The sequence below is a fragment of the Myceligenerans pegani genome, assembly GCF_014892515.1.
Taxonomy (GTDB): domain Bacteria; phylum Actinomycetota; class Actinomycetes; order Actinomycetales; family Cellulomonadaceae; genus Myceligenerans; species Myceligenerans pegani.
The window spans coordinates 1-20,318 of record NZ_JADBGR010000109.1 but is presented as its reverse complement, the minus strand read 5'-3'; the positions used below and the strand labels follow the sequence as shown (position 1 = coordinate 20,318).

The 20,318-nt window shown below is 71.5% G+C and carries 18 protein-coding genes and 1 pseudogene; 4 read left to right on the top strand and 15 right to left on the bottom strand.

The window, feature by feature from the left end; translation table 11 throughout:
* Nucleotides 1-21: 21 nt before the first annotated feature.
* Together IIE03_RS23100 and IIE03_RS23095 are read right to left on the bottom strand one after the other, a co-directional pair.
* On the bottom strand, nucleotides 22-1,056 hold the full coding sequence (locus tag IIE03_RS23100) for a thiamine ABC transporter substrate-binding protein (protein WP_192865144.1): 1,035 nt from the start codon (nucleotides 1,054-1,056) through the stop codon (nucleotides 22-24).
* A gap of 53 nt (nucleotides 1,057-1,109) precedes the next feature.
* Nucleotides 1,110-3,632 carry a hypothetical protein gene (locus IIE03_RS23095; RefSeq protein ID WP_192865142.1) on the bottom strand — a complete coding sequence of 841 codons (2,523 nt, stop codon included), beginning with the start codon at nucleotides 3,630-3,632 and terminating at the stop codon, nucleotides 1,110-1,112.
* Between the two features lie 254 nt (nucleotides 3,633-3,886).
* On the opposite strand from IIE03_RS23095, the gene IIE03_RS23090 reads away from it, so the two are divergent.
* Nucleotides 3,887-5,209: a DUF418 domain-containing protein gene (locus tag IIE03_RS23090; RefSeq protein WP_318843140.1), complete on the top strand. Its 1,323-nt coding sequence runs from the start codon at nucleotides 3,887-3,889 to the stop codon at nucleotides 5,207-5,209.
* A gap of 53 nt (nucleotides 5,210-5,262) precedes the next feature.
* Here the strand turns inward: IIE03_RS23090 and IIE03_RS23085 are convergent, their stop codons facing one another.
* Nucleotides 5,263-5,781, bottom strand: a complete 519-nt coding sequence (locus IIE03_RS23085) for a nuclear transport factor 2 family protein (protein WP_192865141.1) — start codon at nucleotides 5,779-5,781, stop codon at nucleotides 5,263-5,265.
* A 49-nt stretch (nucleotides 5,782-5,830) separates the two neighbouring features.
* On the opposite strand from IIE03_RS23085, the gene IIE03_RS23080 reads away from it, so the two are divergent.
* On the top strand, nucleotides 5,831-6,439 hold the full coding sequence (locus tag IIE03_RS23080) for a TetR/AcrR family transcriptional regulator (RefSeq protein WP_192865140.1): 609 nt from the start codon (nucleotides 5,831-5,833) through the stop codon (nucleotides 6,437-6,439).
* Between the two features lie 109 nt (nucleotides 6,440-6,548).
* Here IIE03_RS23080 and IIE03_RS23075 read toward each other — a convergent pair whose 3' ends face one another.
* The 12 genes from IIE03_RS23075 to IIE03_RS26950 form a co-directional block, all read right to left on the bottom strand.
* On the bottom strand, nucleotides 6,549-7,508 hold the full coding sequence (locus IIE03_RS23075; protein WP_192865139.1) for a hypothetical protein: 960 nt from the start codon (nucleotides 7,506-7,508) through the stop codon (nucleotides 6,549-6,551).
* A 1-nt stretch (nucleotide 7,509) separates the two neighbouring features.
* Nucleotides 7,510-9,048: an OmpA family protein gene (locus IIE03_RS23070; protein ID WP_192865138.1), complete on the bottom strand. Its 1,539-nt coding sequence runs from the start codon at nucleotides 9,046-9,048 to the stop codon at nucleotides 7,510-7,512.
* A gap of 30 nt (nucleotides 9,049-9,078) precedes the next feature.
* Nucleotides 9,079-9,321, bottom strand: coding sequence for a hypothetical protein (locus IIE03_RS23065; RefSeq protein ID WP_192865137.1), 243 nt, complete (start codon nucleotides 9,319-9,321; stop codon nucleotides 9,079-9,081).
* A 63-nt stretch (nucleotides 9,322-9,384) separates the two neighbouring features.
* Nucleotides 9,385-10,095 carry a response regulator transcription factor gene (locus IIE03_RS23060; RefSeq protein ID WP_192865136.1) on the bottom strand — a complete coding sequence of 237 codons (711 nt, stop codon included), beginning with the start codon at nucleotides 10,093-10,095 and terminating at the stop codon, nucleotides 9,385-9,387.
* Complete coding sequence (locus tag IIE03_RS23055) at nucleotides 10,095-11,333, bottom strand: sensor histidine kinase (protein ID WP_192865135.1); 1,239 nt, start codon at nucleotides 11,331-11,333, stop codon at nucleotides 10,095-10,097. The genes IIE03_RS23060 and IIE03_RS23055 overlap by 1 nt, the downstream gene beginning before the upstream one ends.
* Nucleotides 11,334-11,358: 25 nt before the next feature.
* Nucleotides 11,359-12,240 (bottom strand): type II secretion system F family protein, encoded by an 882-nt coding sequence (locus tag IIE03_RS23050; protein WP_192865134.1) that lies wholly within the window; start codon nucleotides 12,238-12,240, stop codon nucleotides 11,359-11,361.
* A 96-nt stretch (nucleotides 12,241-12,336) separates the two neighbouring features.
* A complete protein-coding gene (locus tag IIE03_RS23045) occupies nucleotides 12,337-13,260 on the bottom strand; it encodes a type II secretion system F family protein (RefSeq protein ID WP_192865133.1) in 924 nt (307 codons plus the stop codon).
* Nucleotides 13,257-14,657, bottom strand: a complete 1,401-nt coding sequence (locus IIE03_RS23040) for a CpaF family protein (RefSeq protein ID WP_225998233.1) — start codon at nucleotides 14,655-14,657, stop codon at nucleotides 13,257-13,259. Before IIE03_RS23040 ends, IIE03_RS23045 begins: the two co-directional genes overlap by 4 nt.
* Nucleotides 14,657-15,181: a TadE family protein gene (locus tag IIE03_RS23035; protein ID WP_192865132.1), complete on the bottom strand. Its 525-nt coding sequence runs from the start codon at nucleotides 15,179-15,181 to the stop codon at nucleotides 14,657-14,659. Before IIE03_RS23035 ends, IIE03_RS23040 begins: the two co-directional genes overlap by 1 nt.
* A 1-nt stretch (nucleotide 15,182) precedes the next feature.
* A complete protein-coding gene (locus IIE03_RS23030) occupies nucleotides 15,183-16,871 on the bottom strand; it encodes a P-loop NTPase family protein (protein WP_192865131.1) in 1,689 nt (562 codons plus the stop codon).
* A 2-nt stretch (nucleotides 16,872-16,873) separates the two neighbouring features.
* Nucleotides 16,874-17,569 carry a Flp pilus assembly protein CpaB gene (cpaB, locus tag IIE03_RS26955; RefSeq protein WP_192865130.1) on the bottom strand — a complete coding sequence of 232 codons (696 nt, stop codon included), beginning with the start codon at nucleotides 17,567-17,569 and terminating at the stop codon, nucleotides 16,874-16,876.
* 20 nt (nucleotides 17,570-17,589) lie between these two features.
* Nucleotides 17,590-18,402, bottom strand: a complete 813-nt coding sequence (locus IIE03_RS26950) for a hypothetical protein (protein ID WP_192865129.1) — start codon at nucleotides 18,400-18,402, stop codon at nucleotides 17,590-17,592.
* A gap of 615 nt (nucleotides 18,403-19,017) precedes the next feature.
* Here IIE03_RS26950 and IIE03_RS23015 point away from each other — a divergent pair.
* Together IIE03_RS23015 and IIE03_RS23010 are read left to right on the top strand one after the other, a co-directional pair.
* The gene (locus IIE03_RS23015) at nucleotides 19,018-19,356 is read left to right on the top strand and encodes a DUF192 domain-containing protein (protein ID WP_192865127.1); all 339 of its coding nucleotides are present in this window, start codon (nucleotides 19,018-19,020) and stop codon (nucleotides 19,354-19,356) included.
* 285 nt (nucleotides 19,357-19,641) lie between these two features.
* Nucleotides 19,642-20,318 (top strand): annotated as a pseudogene (locus tag IIE03_RS23010) (Ig-like domain-containing protein); the annotation flags it as partial.

The window sequence follows — 20,318 nt, the reverse complement described above, 5'->3', positions numbered from 1 at the left end:
GTCGTAGCGAGACCGCCGGGTTCACTCGCTCACGGTCGCTGTCCACGCCGCGATCCATGCCTCGCGGTTCTCCGCGATCTCCTCCGGGTCGAGCTCGTGCGGGTCCTGCGGGCGGGGTGCCCGTCTGCTCCCGGTGTCGGGCAGCTTGATGTCGTCGTCCGCCGGGTACAGGGACATCGAGGCCGGGAGGTCCTGCTGGACCGCGTCGGACGTGAGGAACCACAGGAGCTCCTGGCCGCCCTCCCGGTTCGGCCCGCCGGTCAGCAGGCCGGCGTACTCCTCGTGCCGGAAGCAGGTCTCCGGCAGGGCGGTCGTGGGGGGCTCGCCGTCGTCCCCGACCGTGCCTGCCGGCGAGGTCGAGTACGAGACGACGAGAGGACGGTCGCCGTCGCCGCCCCCGGCGGTGAAGGCGGCGCCGTAGGCGTCCTCCCAGGAGCCGGCGACCGCGACGTCGTTCTCCCGCAGCGCGGTCCAGTAGTCCCCGACACCTGTGTCGCCGTACTCGTCGACGGCGGCCAGCAGGAACGCGAGCCCGAGTGACGACGTCGCCGGGTCGGGCACGACGAGCAGGCCCTGGTAGCGGGGTGCGATCAGGTCGTCGAGCGTTCGCGGCACCGGGAGACCCTGCTCGGCGAACCACGCCCTGTCGGCGTTGACGCAGACATCCGCCTCGCCGACCTGCCACAGGTAGTTGACCTCGGTCGCGCCCTCGTCCTCGACTCGCGACAGGAACGTGTTGTCCACGCCGAACACGACGTCCCCGGGCGGGACCTCGGCCGGCGGCACGAGCGCGTCCGCGAGCGCACCGGAGTCGCCCACGACGTTCACCTCGACGGTGAGTCCGGACTCGTCCTCGAACCGTTCGAGGACGCCGTCGCTCAGCGCGAAGGAGTCGTGCGTGACGAGCGTGACCGTGTCCGACGCCGCCGGCGGTGCCGCGTCGTCGTCCTGCTCGTGATCGGGCTGGCCGGTGCAACCGGCCAGCAGGAGCGCGGCGACCGCCGCCGTGGCCACCGCGGTACGGCGGGCCGTGGGTATCGACAGGGTCACGGACATCAACCATCCTTCCGACTTCGTCACTGGTGTCACCGACGTCGATCCGTCCCTGGCTACTCGTCCAGGAACCTCTCGTCGGGTTTCTCGTCCTCGGATTTCGGCTTGAAGTGCACCACGTTGTCGCTGCCGGGCCGGTCGTAGTAGTCGGGGGAGGCGTAGAAGGCCCAGTTGATGAAGCCGCCGTCGCCCTGGCGGGTGACGGTGCCGGAGTCGATGGCGACGACGCGGAAGTCACCCACCGTCGCGAGGTGCTGCTTCCCCTTGACGTCCGGACCGAACTCGAGGCCGATGTCCTCGTGCACGACGATGACGTGCTTGTCCGGGAAGGCGTTGGCGTACTCGAAGGCCAGGGACTTGGCCTTTTCCTCGCGGTCGCCCGGCACGTCGCCGTCGAAGCCGGTGCCCGGGTAGGGCCCGCCGTCGTCGTCCTCGTTGTACCTGGGGTTGTCCCAGTCGCCGCCGGCTCCCGTCTTGTCCTTGCCGTTGGTGTAGTAGTCGTCGTCCGGCTCGAACCTCTCGTGCGAGCACCGCGGCGCCGGGTCGATCACGACCCTGTCGCCGTTGACGTCGGTGATCTCGAACGTGGAGCTGTTGAGGGTCCGCACCTCGTCGGAGGTGATCCACTCGTTCTTGAACAGGTCGATGCCCTGCCAGCCGATGCCGAACTCGCCGGACTCGGTGGTCTTCGAGTCGTCGTAGGTGAGCTCGCGGACGTTGCCGTACTTCTCCAGCGCGTCGCGGAACTCGCCGCCCGGGTCCTGGTCGGACGGTTGGATCTCGATGTCGTCCTTCTTCAGCCTCCCGTTGGCGTCGCGGGGGAAGAGCTTGTCGACGATCGGCTCGAACTTCGCCCTGAGCTCCGGGTACTGGTTGAAGTCGATGATGAACTCCTGGACCGAGGACTTGCCCTCCTGCTCGTTCTTGCTGTAGCCGCCGCCGATCGTGAACCCGTACGGGAGCTCGGCCTCGATGTCGATACCGGCCTGGTAGAGGGTTCTGAGGGCTTGGTCGTCGATGGTGATGTAGATCTGTACGAGATCGCCGCGGTCGTCGGGGTCGTCGCCGTCCTCGCCCCAGTACACCGTCGTCTTGGTCGAACCCTTCCACTCGCCGCCGACCTTGGCGCTTCCCTCGACCGAGCCGCCCCCGCTCTTGCCGCCCTTGCCGAAGGACTTGCCGCCGCCGAGCATCCCACCGATGAGGAATCCGCCGATGTCGGTCGACGTGTAGCTGACCTCGTAGAGGCCGTTGTCCCAGAGCCGGTCCTCGACGATCACCTCGCCTTCGTAACCGCCCTCGACGCTGCCGCCCAGACCCCCGACGGCGCCGTCCAGCCCGCCGTTGAACGTGACGGTCTTCGTGTGCTGGTTGGCGTCGTGGACGACATGATGGTCCGGCTCCTGCCCCTCCAGCTCCTCGAGCTTGTCTCGCCGGTCGCTGTTGTCGCAGCCGCCGGTCCACTGCACCCTCGCGCCCGAGCAGTTCCCCGTGGACCTGTAGACCTTGTCGTACTCCTCCTTCCAGTCGATCCACCGCTGGGCGTCCTCCATGTTCACGAACTCGTACGTCGTGTCGTCCGTCACGCCGTTGATCCCGGCGACACCGAACGAGATCGGTGAGCCGAAGAGGTTCTCGGCGGACACCCCGGCGCCGAAGCCTGAGCCCTCCAGAATGTGCACCCGGACGCGGCCGTCGCCGAGCTTTTCGATCAACACGGCCTCGGTCGAGCTGAACCGGAAGAAGAGGAACGACGTCGTCTCCGTCTCGCTGTGGGTGTTGATCTCGATGTAGCAGTCCGGCTCCATGTTGTCGTAGGCGGTGCGGACGCACTGGTTGAGAGGTCCCGCCGCCGCGGCTCGCTCGCGTCCGGGCTCGGCGTTCTTGTACGCCTCCCAGGCGCCGTCGCAGACCTCCTCGGGGACGGGGCGCCACGTGCAACCGATCCGGACCCTCGGCGGATCCAGGCTGATGTCCTCACTGGACGGCTTGGTCTTGTTGCAGCTCTCGTCGTCCGGGTCGTCGCTCGGCTCGCCCCAGCCCTTGGTGACGCAGTTGGCGAGCTCCTCGAGCTCCTCGCGGTCGTAGACCGCCTCCTCGTCGCCGAACAGCGTGTCGCCGCCCGCGTCGACGCAGCTCCACGGCACCGGGTACCAGACGCAGTCGATCTGGATCACCGCGGGGGTCTTCCGCTCCGTCTCGCCGTCGTTGTCGGTGTCGATGTCGATCTCGACGACGTCGGTCGTGATCGTGCCCTCGCACGGGCCGTCGTCGGAGTCGTCGTCGGAGCCGGGGCCATCGCCGTCGCCCGGGCCGTTCTCCCCGCCGGGGCCGTCGCCCTCCGCCACGCAGTCCTGGAAACCCTCGGCGCTGCCGATCGACTGCACCGCGCAGACGAGCTGGCGGCCGATGTCGGCCCCCACCGGCGTCGCCAGGCCGACGATCAGGATGACGACCAGGATGACGATGCCGACGACGCCGACGTACTCGGTCAGGCCCTGCCCCGCCTCCGGGTCGTACGGACGCGGGCGGCGGCGCACCGACAGCAGCGGGAGCTCCGGAGATTCACGACGAGACACGCGCCCCAACCTAGGGAGCGGCGTGATGCCGGGCGACAGGCCAGAGACCCACTGCGGACCCACTGTGACCTGGGCCTACGGTTACTCCGCCAACTGGGTCCGCGGGCCCAGCGCGGGCTGGGTCGGAGGACCGTCGTCGGCGGACGGGTCGCTTCCTAGGGTGGACGGGTGGCCCGCTCTCACACCGCACGCCCCCGCCGACCGGCGCGTGCGTGCCGGTACCCGGCCGAGAAGTCGTTAGGAACGAGCGCAGGGTGTCGACGACCCTGACCCGGGGCCCCGCTCGAGCCCCCGAGCGGTCGCCCGCTCCGGACCTCGCCCGCGGTTTCATGCTGCTGCTGATCGCCATGGCGAACACCACCTGGTACCTGTGGGGCCGCGAGCACGCCGTGGGCAGCGGCCATCCGGTCGACGGCTCGCCGCTCGACAGGGCGACCGACGTCGTCCTGATCGTGGCCGTCGACATGCGCGTCTACCCGATGTTCGCGTTCCTGTTCGGCTACGGGATGGTGCAGCTGTACTCGCGGCAGGTCACCGCCGGTACGTCGCCGGCGAGAGCCCGGCGTCTGCTGCAGGCGCGGAACCTCTGGCTCCTCGCCTTCGGGTTCGTGCACGCCGCCCTGCTCTGGATGGGTGATGTGCTCGGCGCGTACGGCGTGGCCGGGCTGCTGCTCGTGTGGATGTTCTTCCGGCGCGCGGACGGCACGCTCCTTGCCTGGGCCGGCGCCCTGCTCGGCCTGCTCGCGGCCGGGACCGCGGTGACCGCCGTCGGCGCGTACGCCGCCGCCCGGATCCCGGCGGCCGAGGCCGCACCGGTCCCCGGTTCCTTCGTCGATCCGTCGATCTCGCTGACCTCGTACGCGGCGTCCGTGCCGGAGCGGCTCGACCAGTGGGTGTACACGACGCTCGGCCAGGGGATCGCGGACCTCGTCGTGCCGATGATGATCCTGCTCGCCTTCTGGGCCGCCCGCCGCCGCGTCCTCGAAAATCCGGGCGACCACCTCCCGCTGCTGCGCCGGGTCGCGGCGACCTGCGTCCCGCTCGGTCTGTTCGGCGGCTTGCCGAACGCCCTGGACCACGTCGGCGTGCTGGGCGTGCCCTCGCACGCCGAGGGCTTCTTCCTCTTCGTCCAGATGGTCACGGGCTTCTTCGGCGGCCTGGGCTACGTTGCGCTGTGGGGCCTGGCAGGGCATGCCGTCGCCCGACGACGGGGCCTGGCCGGCTCTGCCGTTGCCCGACGTCGAGCCGACGTGCCCGCGGCCCGGGAGCCGGTCGCGCGGGTGAGGGTGTCCGGGATCCGGCCCGGCGGCGCGCTCGCCGTCGACGGGCTCGTGGCCGGCGCGCTCCAGGCAGTGGGGCAGCGCTCGTTGACCTGCTACCTGCTGCAGTCGGTGCTCTGCGCCCCGGTGCTGGCCGCGTGGGGGCTCGGACTGGGGCAGCACCTCAGCTCGTTCACGATGCTCCTGTACGCCGCCGCGGTGTGGGGACTCACGGTGTTGTTCGCCGCGTGGCAGGAGGACCGGGACGCGCGCGGCCCGGCGGAGATCCTCCTGCGCCGCCTGACGTACCGGTCGTGACGACACCGGGGCTTCGGCACGAGCATCACGCGCGGAGCGTCTCCGGGTGAGGGTCAGCCGGCCGGCGTCGGGACGCCTGCCTGCGTCAGGGCCGTCTGAAAGATGCCGAAGTTGCCCGTCATCCAGACGGCCGTCAGCTTGACCGCGGCGATCCGCCAGCCGTCCCGGGTTCGCTCGAAGCGGTTGGTGTAGTACCCGTAGACGGTCTGGTCGCTGTCGCCGGTGGGGTTCGGGCTGTGATGGCTGGCCCGGACGTACGCGATGCAGGTGGCGTGATCGTTGTCGTCGAACGTGATGACCTGATTCGTGATCATGTGCTGCGTGGCCGTGAAGGACTCCATTCTCGGCGCGGTCCCTGCGACCCACTCGTCTGCCGTGAGGCGCACGACGGGCTGGCCGAAGCCCTCGCTGAAGTCGATCTCGACCTCGTCGGTAAAGCAACTGCGGAAGAGCTCCCAGTCGCGGGTGTCGGTTCCCGTGGCGTAACGGAGCTGGACATCGCTGATGTCGGCGCGATCCAGCAGGCGCCGCAGGCGATCGTCGTCGGACGGTCGTTCGTGTGACATTGTCATACGAACGACTGTGGAGCATTCATGTGACACTGTCAAGTAACCTGGTGGCATGGTGACGCGTGCCGAGACCGCGGCGGCGACGCGGCGCGCTCTCGTGCGTGCCGCGTCCGAACTGCTCGACGAGGGTGGAACCGACGCGGTGACCCTCCGCGCCGTCGGTGCCCGCGCCGGGGTCTCGCGCGGCGCCCCCTACGGGCACTTCGAGAACAAGGAGCGCCTGCTGGCCCGCCTCACCGTCGACGCCTGGAACTCCCTGGCGGACGAGGTGGAACGACTGCGAGCGGTTCCGGGGAGGCCCGGATCGCGGCTCGAGCGGGCCGTCCTGGCACTCGTCGGCATCAGCCGTCGCCGACCGCACCTGTACGCCCTGATGTTCAGCACCCCGGCGGACACCCCGGAGGCTGCCGCCGCCGCGAGGCGGCTGGAGCGCGCGTTCCTCGCCATCGTGGCCGATGTCGTGGGAGAGGCCGACAGCCTGCGCTACGGCGCACTCCTGATGTCGAGCGCGCACGGGATCGCGGGCCTGGAGCGCACAGGTCACCTCGCGGAGGAGAAATGGCGGATCAGCGGCGATCAGCTCGTGAGCATGCTGATCGACGGGATCGTCCGGTCAGGTGCGCGGAACACCGGATCTGCTCGCGGGATGGCGCCCGGCTGAAGCGCCGAGGCCATGGGGCAATGGGTGGCCGGAAGGGGACCCTCATCTACCCTTCCGACCACCCAGTTCGTGGGTGCCGCGTGGCCCGCCGCGCGACACGTGTGTCCCCTCAGTCGACCAGGACGACCTCGCTGCCGAACCCGGCCACGTCGGGGAGCCGCACGTCGTCGTCGCCGCGTGGCATGAACCTCACCACGTTGTCGTCCCGCTCGAAGCGGCCGTAGAAGGCCCAGTTGATGTAGCCGCCATCGCCCCGGCGGGTGACCGTTCCCTCGTCGAGGGCGTACACGTCGAAGCCGCTTTCCCTCGCGAGCTGCTCCAGCCCTTGGACGTCCGAGCCGAAGTCGACGCCGATGTCCTTGTGGATGACGACGATGTTCTTGTCGGGGAGCTCCCTGGCGTACTTCGCGGCCAGGTATTGGCTCATCTCCCCGCGGTCGTCGGGAGGGTCCCCGACCTCGGGAAGGACCTCGGCGTCGTCGTCGCCCTCACGCGGCTCGGTCACGCACTCACCGTCGACCCTCCAGCCCAGGCCGTCCTCGCCCAGGCACAGGCCGCCGGTCAGCCGGATCTGCGCCGTCGCCGACGCCTCCGAGCGGATCTCCGCGACGGGGATCTCGTCCAGGTGCCGCACCTCGGCGGTCACCTGGAGCCGGGACGGGTCGATCCGGAGGTCGGTCAGCTCGGCGCCGTTGCGCTCGGCGTACAGCTCCGCCGCCTCGTACATCTCCGCCCGGACGTCGCCGGTCAGCGGCGGTGCGTCGAGGACGCCCCAGAACGAGAGGAAGTCGAGCGCCCCGAGGTGCAGTCCGCTCAGGATGCCCAGGTGGTCGTCCCACTCCTGGGCCGCCGCGAGTGCCGCGGCGTCGGCCGCCGAGCCGGTCGCACGGCGGTCGTCGGTGGCGGACCCGACCATCGCGATGACCAGCACGGCGCCGGTCACGAAGGCGACGGCGGTCGGGATGGTCATGACGTGGAGGGACCCGCGCTCGCCGTCGTCGGGCCGCCCTGCCCGGCCGACGACGGCGGGGGCGTCGCGTCCTGTGCCGCACGTGTTCCCGCGTCTCATGTCAGTCTCCTGTCCCCTCGGTCACGGGGATGCCGGTGATCCGGAAGCGGTCCGGGGCATCGACGGTCACGGTGTCCTGGCCGGTGTCGGGCCAGACGACCGTGATGCGGGTGCTGCGGCCCGTGTCGAGGGTGGGGATCTCCTCGCTCCCGAGGAGCCGCCGCAGCGGGAAGTCCTCGATCACCCCGCGCGCCTCGTAGTCGAACGGCAGGACGCGCTCGGACGCACCGAGCAGGGCGAGGTTGTGCGCTCCGGAGGCCTCGGCGGCGGTACCGAACTTCCGATCGCCCACCACCTTGTTGTTGGCGGGGAGGAACCACGCCGGATCGGTCGAGTCCCCGCTGGTCCGCTCGGCCGTCAGCGTCCCGACGATCGCCCCCGGCCTGCGGACCATCGACGTCACCTCCACCGCGTACTCGCCGCCGAGGCTCGTCATGGTGACCGGGCCGTTGTCGACGGTCGGAGCGTCCGTCTCCGGCAGACCGCCGGCGTCGTGCTCCACCACGAGGTGGCCCTGGAACTCGATCTCGACACGGCGGTTCGCGGCTCGCGCCTCGGTGCTCGTGCCCTCCGCGACCGGTTCGGACTCGCCCCGGCCCTCCTCGGTGATCGTGTACTCGTGGCCGAGCGCGGCCTCCAGGCGGTCGGCGACGGACGCCGCGCGGCGTTCGGAGAGCTGCTGGTTGTAGGCGTCGGAGTCGACGTCGTCGGTGTGCCCGACGACGTGCACATCGCCGGAGTCGGCCTGGTTCGTGATCGACGTGGCCGCCCGGTCGACGACGGCCCGGGCCTTCTTCGACAGGGTGTGCTCGTCCGGGTCGAAGAGCACGTCGGACGCGAGGGTGACCGTCACCCGGTCCTCCTCGGCGGAGGTCGACGACTCCTCGTCGTAGGAACGGGTGAAGGCGCGGAGCCTTCGGGTCTCCGCGTCATCGACGCCGCCGACCAGGTCGGCGGCGTCGGCGAAACTCTCCCCGGCGTCGATCACGGGGACGTCGAGCGCGGCGCCGAACCGGGGGAACAGCACGTCGGCGGTGTCGCCCTCGGGTGCGGCGAAGACCGCCGTGCCGGTGCCCGTGAGGGTGGCGCCGTCGCCGTCGCCGCGCTCGATCGTGGCCGCGGGGCCGCCGTCGTCCGTCTGGGCGACCGGGTGGACGAGGCCGGCTCCCGTGTCGAAGAGCCGGACGCCCCGGCCGTCCGTGACGGAGTTGCCGAGCCCGCCGAAGCTGAGCGCGAGCGTCGACCACATCGGGGATCCGGAAGGATCGTCGGGCGTGGCCGTGATGTCGTAGCGCAGGACGGCGTGGTCGCCGTCGGTCTCGATGGGGTGCACCGCGAGGTGCAGCTGGGTTCCGGCCCAGGCCGTGTCCACGGGAACGACCCCGTCCGAGGGCTCGGAGTCCTCGGACGGGGTCGTGGGGGCCGGTGCGCCGGACGACGCTCCGCCGTCGGGAGCGGGTTCCTCGGGTCCGAGGATCCCGCATCCGGTCGACACGCCCACCAGGGTGGCGATGAGCATGGTGAGTGCGGTCCGACGCATCGACTTCCTCCGTGGCTTTCTGGTTGTCCGTTACTCGCCGCCCTCGCCGCCGATGTCGTTCACGGCGTTGGTGAGCTGCGTGACGATGGCCTTGCCGACCTCGTTGTTGGCGGCGATGACGACACCGACGATGGCCACGACCAGCAGGATGGCGCCGACGTACTCGACGGTGCCCTGGCCGGACTCATCGCCGCGAGCGCGGGTGGTGAGGCGGTCGGCGTGAGCGGTGAGTGCCACCCGGGCCGCGATCGCCTTCTCCATGAGCTTGTGCATGACTTCCTCCACGTTGCGGTTCTGGTCCCGGCTGCGGAACTCCACCGCAGCACGAGGACGAATCTATGGAGGGACGGTGCCCCTTCCCAGGGCATGAGGTCCCAGGTCAGGGCCCGTCTTCGTTGGGTCCCCAGGCCTATCCGGGACAGGGCCGTGGCCCCGTCGGAGCCACAGGACGATGGCCTGGCTCCGCGTCGTGACACCGAGCTTCGCGAACAGGCTGTTCACGTGGTTCTTCACGGTCTTCTCGGAGACGAAGAGGCTGTGCGCCACCTCGCCGTTCGACAGCCCGTCGGCGACGAGGTCCATCACCTCCGCCTCGCGCGGCGAGAGCAGGCCCCGCACGGACGGGTCGTGCCCGGGCACGGGATCGTGCCCGACCGCGGGCGATCCGGCCGTGACGCCGGAGACCACCTGGCTCCCGCCCTGGCACAGGCGCATGGCGTCGACCATGGCGTTCGGCTCGAGCGCACCGTGCACGAGGTACCCGGCGGCGCCGGCGGCCATCGCCTCGGCGACGGTCGCCGGGTCGTCGGTGTGCGTCAGCATGACCACGGTCGCGCCGCCGGCCAGCCGGGGCAGCAGTTCGAGGCCGCTGACCGCGGGCATGCGTACGTCCAGGAGGACGACGTCGACCCAGCCGGCGAGCACGTGGGCCACGGCCTCCTCCGGGTCGCCGGTGTCGATCACCGAGGTGACGCCCTCGGCGCCCTCCAGGAGGGTTCTCAGGCCCATCCGGATGATCGGGTTGTCGTCCACGGCGAGGATTCGCATCAGAACACCTCCGCGGTGCGTCCGCCGTGGACGTGCGGCGTCCGCGGCGGTTGACGGGGCACGACGCCGGGCGCGTCGTCCGTGGGGTCGCCCGCCGGGTGATCGGGCTCGGCGGGCAGGAGAACGCGCACGGCCGTCCCGCCTCCGGGCGCTGGTGCCCAGATGACGTCGCCGCCGCACAACGCGGCCCGTTCCCGGATGCCGCGCAGGCCGTACCCGCTCGTCGCGGGCACGTCGTCGGGAAGGCCGCGGCCGTCGTCGGTGACGAGCAGCTCGGCCGCCAGTCCGGTGGTGGTGACGAGGACGTCGACGCGGGAGGCGTCCGCGTGCTTGCGGATGTTCTCCAGGAGCTCGGTGATCACGGCGCGGATGTGCCGGGCGCGTCCGGGACCGATGATCTCGTCCGCGCCCGCGCGCACGGTGACGTTCGCGGGGATCCCGGTGCGTTCCGACCAGCGCCGGGCGATCTCGTTCACGGGCCCGGTCACGCCCCGGGAGTCGTCGCGCAGTTCGCCGAGAGCGCTCCGGGTGTGCCGGTGCGCGGTCTGGACGGCGTCGCTGAGCCGGCGGGCCACGTCGACGGTGCCCGGAGCGGCGCCCTCCCGTTCCAGACGGTCGGCGAGGCCGCGCGTCGTGAGGGAGAGGCCGGCGAGATCTCCGGCGACCGTGTCGTGCAGGTCGCGGGCCAGGCGCAGCCGCTCGGCAAGGACGGCCTCGTGCTCACGCGCGGTCGACAGCTCGGCGGTGGTGACGGCCTGGTTCCGCAGGCGCCGGCCGAGCATCGTTCCCGTCCAGGCCATCGCGGCGGTGAGGGCGGCGCCGGAGACGCCGGTGACGAAGCCGCGCCACGAGGGCTCGTACGCGGTGATCTGGAACAGGCACAGGGGCACGGCCATGACGAGACCGAGGCGCAGGCCGGCGAACAGGCCCCAGAGCGCGGCGGTCGCGGCGGCGTAGACCGCCTGGAGCGGAGACCCGGCGAGGGGGATGAGGGCGACGACGGCGACCACGATGTCGGACGCGAGCAGGATGCCGTTCCGGGCGTAGACCCGGCCGCGCGATTCCCAGTTCAGCGCCGGCACGAAGGAGAAGGGCGCGGCGAGGACCACGAGGAACACCCCGAGCCAGCCGGTGCCGTCGAGCGTGGCGAGCACGAGGGCGAACGCGAGGACCACGAGCCGTACCTGGCACAGGAGGCGCACCGCGGGACCGATCGCTCGCTGGGCGGCCACGTTCATGCCGCGCCGCGGCCGGGGGGTCCGCTCAGAAGATCCCACCGAGCACCCCCGCGTTGGCGATGAGGACCGCCGAGACGATGAGGATCAGCGCGCCGGGCAGGATGGTGACGGTGACGGCGAGCGAGACCATGGGCGCCGCGCGGGCGGCCCGCTGGCGCACGTTCTCCGCGTGCTCGCGGCGGACGTCGGCGGCGATCGAGGTGAGCGCCTCGGCCAGCGGCACACCCAACTCCTCGGCCTGCAGCAGCGCGGTGACGAACGTGCCCACCGCACGGGACCTGTTGCGTTCCCGCAGGGCCTCGAACACCTGACGGCGGGACGAGCCGACGTTCATCTCCCGCAGAGCGGTACGCATCTCCGCGGCCAGCGCGCCGCCGTGGAACTCGCACACGCGCTCCAGCGCCTGGCGGAAGCCCAGCCCGGCGGTCACCGTCACGGCGAGCACGTCCAGGAAGTCGGGCAGCTCCCGGTCGACCTGCTGCTGCCGCTTGTTCGCCTCCAGGTGCAGCCAGACGCGCATCCAGGTGCTGAGGGCGAGGAACAGCACCAGGCCGATCTGCCAGTAGCCCTGGAGCGCGAACAGCAGGCCGAAGAGAATTCCCAGCAGGACGAGCGCGGCCTCGCGGCGCACGAACATCGTCAGCGTCACGCCGTCGGGCCGCCCGGCCCGGCGCAGCACCGTGTCCAGTCGCTGCAGGCGGGACCGCCCGCGCAGGCGCACCGCCGTGCGCTGCAACGGCGACCCGAGCACGTCGAGCAGGGCGGCGAACCCGCGTGCCCGCTTCACCTCCTCGGGCGCGTACTCGGCCTCGACGTCCTCCAGGCCCGTACTGGTCACCAGGCGGTACCCCGTCATGCCCAGCACGGCGACGCCGGCGGCGGCAAGCGCGATCAGGATGCCGAACACGTCACACCTCGCTTCCTTGGGTCGGTGTGTGTTCCTGGGACTCCGTTCCCGGCACGTGCCTCGTTCCTCGGCCCGTACCGTCCACTGCGCCCCACGTCACACCTCCACCTTGGCCAGGCGACGGACCAGCACGTAGCCGAAGACGAACAGGCCGGTCGCGACGAGCAGCACGAGCTGGCCGACGAGGTTGGTGATCATCTCGTCCACCACACCAGGGCTGAACACGTTCATGAGCGCCACCGCCCCGAACGCCAGGAAGATCACCGTGTACCCGGAGAACTGGGCGCCGATCGTGGACGTGGCCACCTCACGGCGGAGCCGGCGCCGCTCCTCGAGCGTGCTCCCGATCCCCGACAACGCGGTGACCAGAGCGCCCCCCGCCCGCCCCTGAATGGACAGCGTCTGCACCAGCACCGACAGCTCCCGCGACGGCAGACGGTCGCTCAGGCTGTCGAGAGCCTGCTGCAAGGACCGGCCCAGCGCCATCTCGGCGCTCACCTGCGCCACCTCCGACCGGGCGGGCTCGGGCATCTCGTCCGCCGCCATCTCCAGCGAGCGGCGCACCGCCAGGCCGGCCGACGCACCGTTCGCCAGGAGCCGCGCCAGCTCCGGCAACTGCGCCACGAAGCGGTCCACGCGCTGCTTACGGCGCCGCTCCAGCCAGCTCCGCACGGCAACGACGACCAACAGCACCGCCAGCGCCGCCGTCGCACGGCCGAAGAGAGGAAGCACGACCAGCCCGACGGCGAGGGCCGCCGCCGTCGTCGCCGCGAGGAACATCGACGGCGACCAGGCCGCCAGACCCGAACCGGCCAGCAGGGACTGCAGGCGCCGACCCCAGCGGACGCGCTGCAGCCGCTCGTCGAGCCGGACGAACACGCCGACGCGCCGCTTGCCGTCCAGCTCGGCGGACTCCACGATCCGCCGCTCGACCTCCGCGTTGCTCGCCCACGTCGCCACGGTGGCGGCGGCCATCATCAGCGTCACGAGCAGGCCCGCGGCCACGAGGAGCAAGATCATCGAGGGTCACCTCCGTCGTGCAGGGCCCGGGGCGCCGTCGGCCCGGATGGTGTTGCCGGCCGGGACACCGGCGTCGGCGCGGACACCGCTGTCGCCACCGACCCCGCGACCACCGCCGTCGGCCCCTGCACGCTCTCGCCCGCGCGGCGCAACCGCTCCACGAGGTCGCCCGGCGGCTGCGACGGCACGAACCGGCCGGTCACGACGCGATCCGGACCGATCGGATCGGGCACGAACTCCACCAGCGGCGTCAGCGCGTACTCCTCACGCCGCCGCGACGTCACCGCCCGCACCTCGACCACACGACGCGAGCCGTCCTGCGCCCGCTCCAGGTGGACGACCACGTCGATCGCCGAGTTGATCTGATCGCGCAGCGTCGCCACCGGCAGCTCGACCTCACTCATCGACGCCAGCGTCTCCAGCCGGCCCAGCGCGTCCCGCGCCGTGTTCGCGTGCACGGTGGCGATCGACCCGTCGTGCCCCGTGTTCATCGCCTGCAGCATGTCCAGCGTCTCGCCGCCACGGACCTCACCGACGATGATCCGGTCCGGCCGCATGCGCAGCGCGTTGCGCACCAGGTCGCGGATGCTGACCGCGCCACGCCCCTCGACGTTCGCCGGGCGGGACTCGAGCCGCACCACATGCCCCTGCTGCAGCGACAGCTCCGCGGCGTCCTCGATCGTCACGATGCGCTCGTGCTCGGGAATCATCCCCGACAACGCGTTCAGGAACGTCGTCTTCCCCGAGCCCGTACCGCCCGACACCACCACGTTCAGCCGCGCCCGCACGCACGCGCCCAACAGCGCCGCCGTGTGCCGGTCGAGCGTGCCCCGGTCCACCAGCTCGCTCATCCGGAACGGCGTCGGGAAACGCCGGATCGTCAGTGTCGGACCGTCCAGCGCCAGCGGCGGAATGATGACATTCACCCGCTCACCGCTCGGCAGCCGCGCGTCCACCATCGGCGACGACTCGTCCACCCGGCGGTTCACCTGCGACACGATCCGGTCGATCGTCTGGTAGAGCTGGTCCGACGACGGGAACCGCGTCGGCACCCGCTCCACCTTCCCGTACCGCTCCACGAACACGTCCTGCGGCCCGTTCACCATGATCTCCGTGATGGACTCGTCCGCCAGCAACGGTTCCAGCACACCCAGCCCGAGCGCGTCGTCGACGATCCGCTGCACCAGCGCGCTGCGCTCGCGCGCCGACAGCACCGGCCCGTCCACCGACAGCATGCGAGACAGCACCCGCTCCAGCCGGACCCTGCGCTGCGCCGGGGCGAGCCGGGAGAGCTCGTCGACATCGATCTCCTCGAGCAGGCGCTCGCGGTAGACCTTGGCGAGGTCGTTGTCCTCGTCGTGCCGTTCGTCGGCGGCGAGGCGGTCGCGCAGGGCCATCAGCCGTCCTCCCCGGTGGGTCCGTCGGCCGGGGCCGGCTCGGCGTCGTCGGTCACGTCGGGCAGACCGTCGATCGGGAACTCGGCCGAGCGGGTGAGCGAGACGTCGGTGACCGCCACCTCGCCCAGCCCCAGGGGCGCGGACACGGTCACCCGCACGCGCGCGGTGCCGCCGGAGGTGTCGGACTCGGCGTCCTCCAGCTCCAGCCCGTCGGGAATCTGCTCCGCCACCACGGCACGCCAGTCGTTCCCCAGGCTCAGCGCCCGGGCGCCGTTCCGGGCGGCCTCCTGCGTGATCGACGCGGTCTGCGCGACCGTGATGCCCTGGATCGCGAGCAGTGCGACCAGCACCACGGCGAAGACGATGCCGACGAGCTCGACGGCCGCCTGACCGCCGTCGGCTCCGCTCCGGCCGCCGTCGGCCCCGCGTCGGAGGGCCGACGTCCCGCCGTCGGCCACGAGGGCCGTCCGGATCCGCGGTTCGGGTCCGTTCTCTGCCTTGCGCTCTGGGGTGGGAAGAGTCATCTCAGCCTTCCGAGTACACGGGGGCGGTCGAGGACGCGGACAGCTCCACGCCGGGAAGGATCGTCCGGACGGTGACGCGCACGCTCACCTCGTCGGGCGAGATGGCGATGTCGGAGTCACGGACCGCGTCGCGCATCGCGTCGGGCAGGCGGTCCCGCACGTCGTCGCGGATGCGGTGCTCGAGGAGCGCGCGATGCGGGTCCTCGATCGGGCCCGGGCCCTCGTCGTAGTCGTAGCCGACGATGCCGGCCGTGCGGGCGCCCTCCTGCGCGGCGGCGCGGGCGGCCAGCAGGCCCGAGGCCCAGCCGATGCCCTGGATGCACAGCAGGATCGTCATCAGGGCGATGGCGACGAACACCGGCAGCTCGACCGTCGCCTGGCCCGCCTCCCGGGCGGCGTCGCGGCGCGCCGACCGGTGGTCGTCCCGCTTTCTGCCGTCCTTCTCGCCGGCCTTGCGGTCGCGGCGGTGCGGGCGGCGGGCGGAGCCGGCCACGAGCGCCTCCACCTCGGTGGGACCGTCCGGCGTGTCCGACGGCGCGGCGGTGGCCTCCTCGCGGATCGCGGCCGCTCCCACCTCGGCGACGGCCTTGTGCACGGGCGTGGGGGACTCCAGCAGCGTGGCGGTGTTGACCGCGGCCGCGAACGCGGCACCGCCGTCGGGCACCGTGAACGCGACCGGGCGCTCCACGATGCGCTCGGCGAGCTGGGGCGTGATCTCGTCCTTCGACGTGCGGCGATTCAGCACCAGCTCCACCGACGTCGGCTGACGGATGGCCAGGCGCTCCCACTGCGCGAGCGCCCGGCGGGCGGATCGCAGGGACGGCAGGTCCGGGGTGCTGACGAGCAGCACGCGGTCCGCGAACTCCAGCGCGGTGGCGCGGGCCTCGTCGAGGTGGGTGCCGACGTCGAGCACCGCGAGGTCCGACTCGAAACGGAGGCCCGCGAGGACGGACCGGACCGCGGCGGCGGAGACCTCTTCACCCCGTTCGCCGTCGGCCGGGGCGGGGAGCAGCCGGACGCCTCCGGGCACCTCGTACGTGGTCTCCCGGAGCATGCGGCCGGTGATCTCGCCCTCGACACCGGCCAGGTCGACGATCGAGCGGCGGGTGCGGACCCCGGAGTACGCGGTGAGGTCCCCGGCGCCGACGTCGAGGTCGACGAGCGTGGTGTCACCCGTGCGGCCGGCCCGGGCCAGAAGGAGGGCCAGCACGGACGTGCCGACGCCGCCCTTGGCGCCCGCCACGGCGACGACCCGCCCGCCGCGCCCGCCGGTGCGTTCCGCGGAGACGGCGGCCTGGGCCACCGCCGACCACGACGCGACGGACTCGAACCGGGTGAGCACCTCCTCCAGACCGGCGTTGCGGGCGATCACCGAACGCGCCCCCACCTCCATGGCGGCGGCCATCGCCGCGCTCATCTCGGCCGCGTTGTGCGCCTCGACGACCATCACGATGCCGATGAGCGGGACCGCCATGCCGACGGCGCGGGTCAGGGCGTGGCCCCGGCCGTCGTCGGCGGCCTCGTCGACGACGATGAGACCGACATCGGGGTGGCGGTCCAGCGCCGTCATGACACCGGGGGTGTCGGGCACCGCCGCGGCCAGCTCGAAGCCGTCCGACTCGGACAGCACGTGTCCCAGGTGATCGCGGACCTCGTGCGACGCCGTCACGAGCAGGACCTTGGTGGCCACGGTCAGCCCTCCTGCTTCTTCTGCTCCGGCTTGGCCACGGTGCCGTTGAAGGTCCGCTTCTCGAACGGGATGTCCTCGTCGTCGCCCGCGCCGCGCAGGGCGATGCGCATCTTCTCGGAGAAGGTCTCGACGTAGGCGAGCGTCAGCGCGTCCTCGGTGCTCAGCGCGAACGTCACCGGGAGGCCCCGGCTGGGGGCGATGTCGTCGGGCTCCTCGACGGTGGTGGGGATCCCCACCTCGACCACCAGCGCGTTCGACACCCACACCCGGGCGAGGTTCTTGGCGCCGCCACTCGCCCGCATCGTCGCGATGACGTCGACCCGGTCGCCGGGCCTCACCTTGCCCGCCACACCCGTCTCGGCGTCGACGACGACGGCCACCTCGCGGAACCCCGGCTCGACGATCGGGCGCTCGACGAGCATCCCGGCCTGGACCATCGCGCCCCGCTCGTACGCGGTGGCCGCGACGAGACCCTCCGCCTCCGCCTTGTCGTGGAGGGCCGACTCCGGCGCCCAGCGCTCCGGGATCTCGACCTCCTCCAGCATCGCCGGCTCGATCGGCTCCTGGGCCTCCACCGCGCGGCTCAGCTGCAGCACTGTCGTCATCGGGCCGACCTGGGTGCTCACGGTGCGCACGTAGTACAGGACACCGGCGAACACGGCGACCGCGAGGACGGAGGTGACGACGAGGAGAAACACTCCACGTCGCTGCCGGGGGTTCAATTGATCGCCTCCAAGGGCTCGGGACGGTGGGTGGGTCCTGCGACGCCGCCGCGCGGACCGGTCCGGGCGGACCGCGCGGCGACATCGCAGAACAGGCACGACTCCGGGGCGGCGCGGCCGCAGACGTCGCAGGCCGGCCAGCGGAAGAACCCCGAGGCCACGTTGGTGATGGTGGAGGTGAGCGGGGCGTCCAGGCTCGACACCTCGAACCACCGCGGCGCCGGCCACTCGGCCGCTCTGAGCCCGTGCGGTCCGCCGAGATCGACGTCGGCCGGGTGGGGGAGCAGGCCGTCCGCCTCGGGCACGACGGGCTTGGGGGACCGGGCGACGACGATCATCTCGCCGTCCGGCACACCGAGGTGGCCGAGGAACCGCCCCACGGTGCCGCGGCCGGGATCGACCACGAACGCGGACGTGGGGAGGAGGCTGCCGGCGTGCTGGCGGAACGTCGGCGCGGGCTTCTCCAGGGAGGCCACCGTCGATACGACGGCCCGGGTGAACACGTGGGAGAGCACGTCGTCGGCCACCGCCCGGGCCGACGCCGCCGGGAGGGCGGGGGTGGTCAGGCCGGCGAGGACGACGGCCCAGGCGGTGAGGTGCACGTCGAGGTGCAGCAGCGCGAGGCGCTCGGACCCGAGGACCAGGCGGGCGGAGCGGGCGACCCTGCGGGACTCCTCGTCGCGGGTGGCGAGGACGAGGTCGTCCACGGGGAGGCGGCGGATGGCGGCGACCACGGACTCGAGTGTGGGGTCGGCGCGGTGGACGGAGGTGTGGACGCCGTCCGGCGCGCCGATCGCGACGACGAGCACGATGTCCCCCTCCTGTTCGCCGGACCCTTGCCGGAACCTGTGGTCGGAACTTGCGGCTGGAACTTGCAGCCGGAGCGCAGCTTGCTAGTGGAACTAACAAACCCGAGGCCGGGAATTCCCGGGTCTGCGGGCCTCGTATTCCGGGGAGTCGTCGTCCTGGCTTCGCCTGGCTGCTCTGCCGAGCGTGGAACTGTGACCGAGGCCATTCCGGCGGCTCCATGACGGATGCTGGCGTTCGAGTTGCTGACCGTCAAGCATGCGCCTGACGGAACGGTCATCGATTCGGGGGAAGCGGGCAGGGAAGACCGGTGGGGAGGGGCCGGCGCGGACCGGCTCGAAAACGATAGCGATCCCGGAATCGCACCAAGAACTCCCGACCGCCCGGAACCGGTCCACGCCGGCAGACCGGTCACGAAGTGCACACGACAGGCGCCCGATCGGTCACGGATGAAGGCGCTTTCCGCTGTGTGTGACAGGTGGAGAACGTGCCCGGCGAGGTGCGCGGTGCCGCGCTCTTATCCCGCACTGCCTCCGCATGGTAAAAAGTTCGTCGCCGATCGAGAAATTGCGCGTGAATCACGTCGAACGCGCGGTCGTGAGCAGGAAAGGAGCGCGATGAAGCAGCGCATGCTCGTCGTCGACAGTCGTCCGGTCGCCCGGGCCGAGGTCGCCGATACGGTGCTGACCCGCGCGCGAGGGCTGCTGTTCCGGCGCGAGCTCCCCGAGGCGCTGGTCCTGCGCCCCTGTTCCTCGGTGCACGGCGCGTGGATGCGCGTGCGGCTCGACGTCGCGCTGCTGGACCGGGAGGGCGAAGTGGTGCACGCGCAGGTGCTGCGGCCCTGGGGGTTCTCGGCGATGCGGCGTGGGGTGAAGGACGTCCTGGAGGCGCCGGCGGGGAGCTTCGAGCTATGGGGGCTGGAGGTCGGCAGCCGGATAGAACTGACGGGCCGGTAACTTGGACGGGTGTACACCAGAGCGGCGCCGCCGATGTTTCGGGCAGAGCCGAATCGACGGGTGGCGGTGACTCTCATATACCCCAGGACTATGTAGATCCTGCGGATGGGGAGATCTCCCCATCCGTTTTTTCTGTCCGTGTGTCAGTGCCTCCTTGTAGGGTGAACTCTGGAATCTGGGTGTGGACCAACCAGATGATTCGGACGGGTCGGCAGCGGGTAGCGCGGCGAGCGGGTTCCCGCGCCCAGCCAGACCACCACAACGTCGTAGTCGAGGAGGAGACTCGTGTCCCTGGTGTCACGCCTCATGGAGAACAAGCGCGCCGTCGCGTCAGCAGGCGTCGTCACCATCTTCTCGGGCGCCCTGCTGGGTCTCGCGCTCTGGTACGACGGCGAGGCGACGGCGGACGTCGTGCTGAACGACTCCGGGATCTGGGTGACCAGGGCGAGTCACGGCGAACTCGGTCGGTACAACTTCGAGGCCGGCGCGATCGACGGCATCATGGACACCAACTCCACGACGTTCGACGTGTCGCAGGACGGCGGCCGCGTCCTCTTCGACAACGACGGCGCCTCCGAGGCCAGTCCCGTCGATCCCGCCCACCTGCAGTTCGGGGGCACCCTTGCGCTGCCCACCGGCGCACAGGTCGCCTCGGGCGGCGCCACCTCCGCCGTGTACGACGGCGAGTCGGGTCGCCTCTGGGTGCTCCCCTTCGACGGGGCGCAGGCGTTCGACGAGGAAGAACTCGAACCCACCGCCGAGATCGGCCACGGCGGCGAACTCGCCGTCGGCACGGACGGCACCGTGTACGTCGCCACGACGGCCGAGGGTGGCGAGCTGACGATCGTCCCGACGAGCAGCCGCGGCGTGCCCGGCGAGGTCGAGACCGAGCGCATCAGCGTTCCGGAGAACGCGACGTTGCAGGTCTCTGCGGTCGGGGACCGGCCGGTGGTGCTGGACCG

Coding starts and splice junctions, on each gene's coding strand:
- IIE03_RS23055 (WP_192865135.1), bottom strand. CDS start 11,333: ATGAACGTGGCCGCCCAGCGAGCGATCGGTCCCGCGGTGCGCCTCCTG.
- IIE03_RS23070 (WP_192865138.1), bottom strand. CDS start 9,048: ATGCGTCGGACCGCACTCACCATGCTCATCGCCACCCTGGTGGGCGTG.
- IIE03_RS23065 (WP_192865137.1), bottom strand. CDS start 9,321: ATGCACAAGCTCATGGAGAAGGCGATCGCGGCCCGGGTGGCACTCACC.
- IIE03_RS23035 (WP_192865132.1), bottom strand. CDS start 15,181: ATGACTCTTCCCACCCCAGAGCGCAAGGCAGAGAACGGACCCGAACCG.
- IIE03_RS23045 (WP_192865133.1), bottom strand. CDS start 13,260: ATGATCTTGCTCCTCGTGGCCGCGGGCCTGCTCGTGACGCTGATGATG.
- IIE03_RS23075 (WP_192865139.1), bottom strand. CDS start 7,508: ATGAGACGCGGGAACACGTGCGGCACAGGACGCGACGCCCCCGCCGTC.
- IIE03_RS23060 (WP_192865136.1), bottom strand. CDS start 10,095: ATGCGAATCCTCGCCGTGGACGACAACCCGATCATCCGGATGGGCCTG.
- IIE03_RS23085 (WP_192865141.1), bottom strand. CDS start 5,781: ATGACAATGTCACACGAACGACCGTCCGACGACGATCGCCTGCGGCGC.
- IIE03_RS23100 (WP_192865144.1), bottom strand. CDS start 1,056: ATGTCCGTGACCCTGTCGATACCCACGGCCCGCCGTACCGCGGTGGCC.
- IIE03_RS23015 (WP_192865127.1), top strand. CDS start 19,018: ATGAAGCAGCGCATGCTCGTCGTCGACAGTCGTCCGGTCGCCCGGGCC.
- IIE03_RS23080 (WP_192865140.1), top strand. CDS start 5,831: ATGGTGACGCGTGCCGAGACCGCGGCGGCGACGCGGCGCGCTCTCGTG.
- IIE03_RS23040 (WP_225998233.1), bottom strand. CDS start 14,657: ATGGCCCTGCGCGACCGCCTCGCCGCCGACGAACGGCACGACGAGGAC.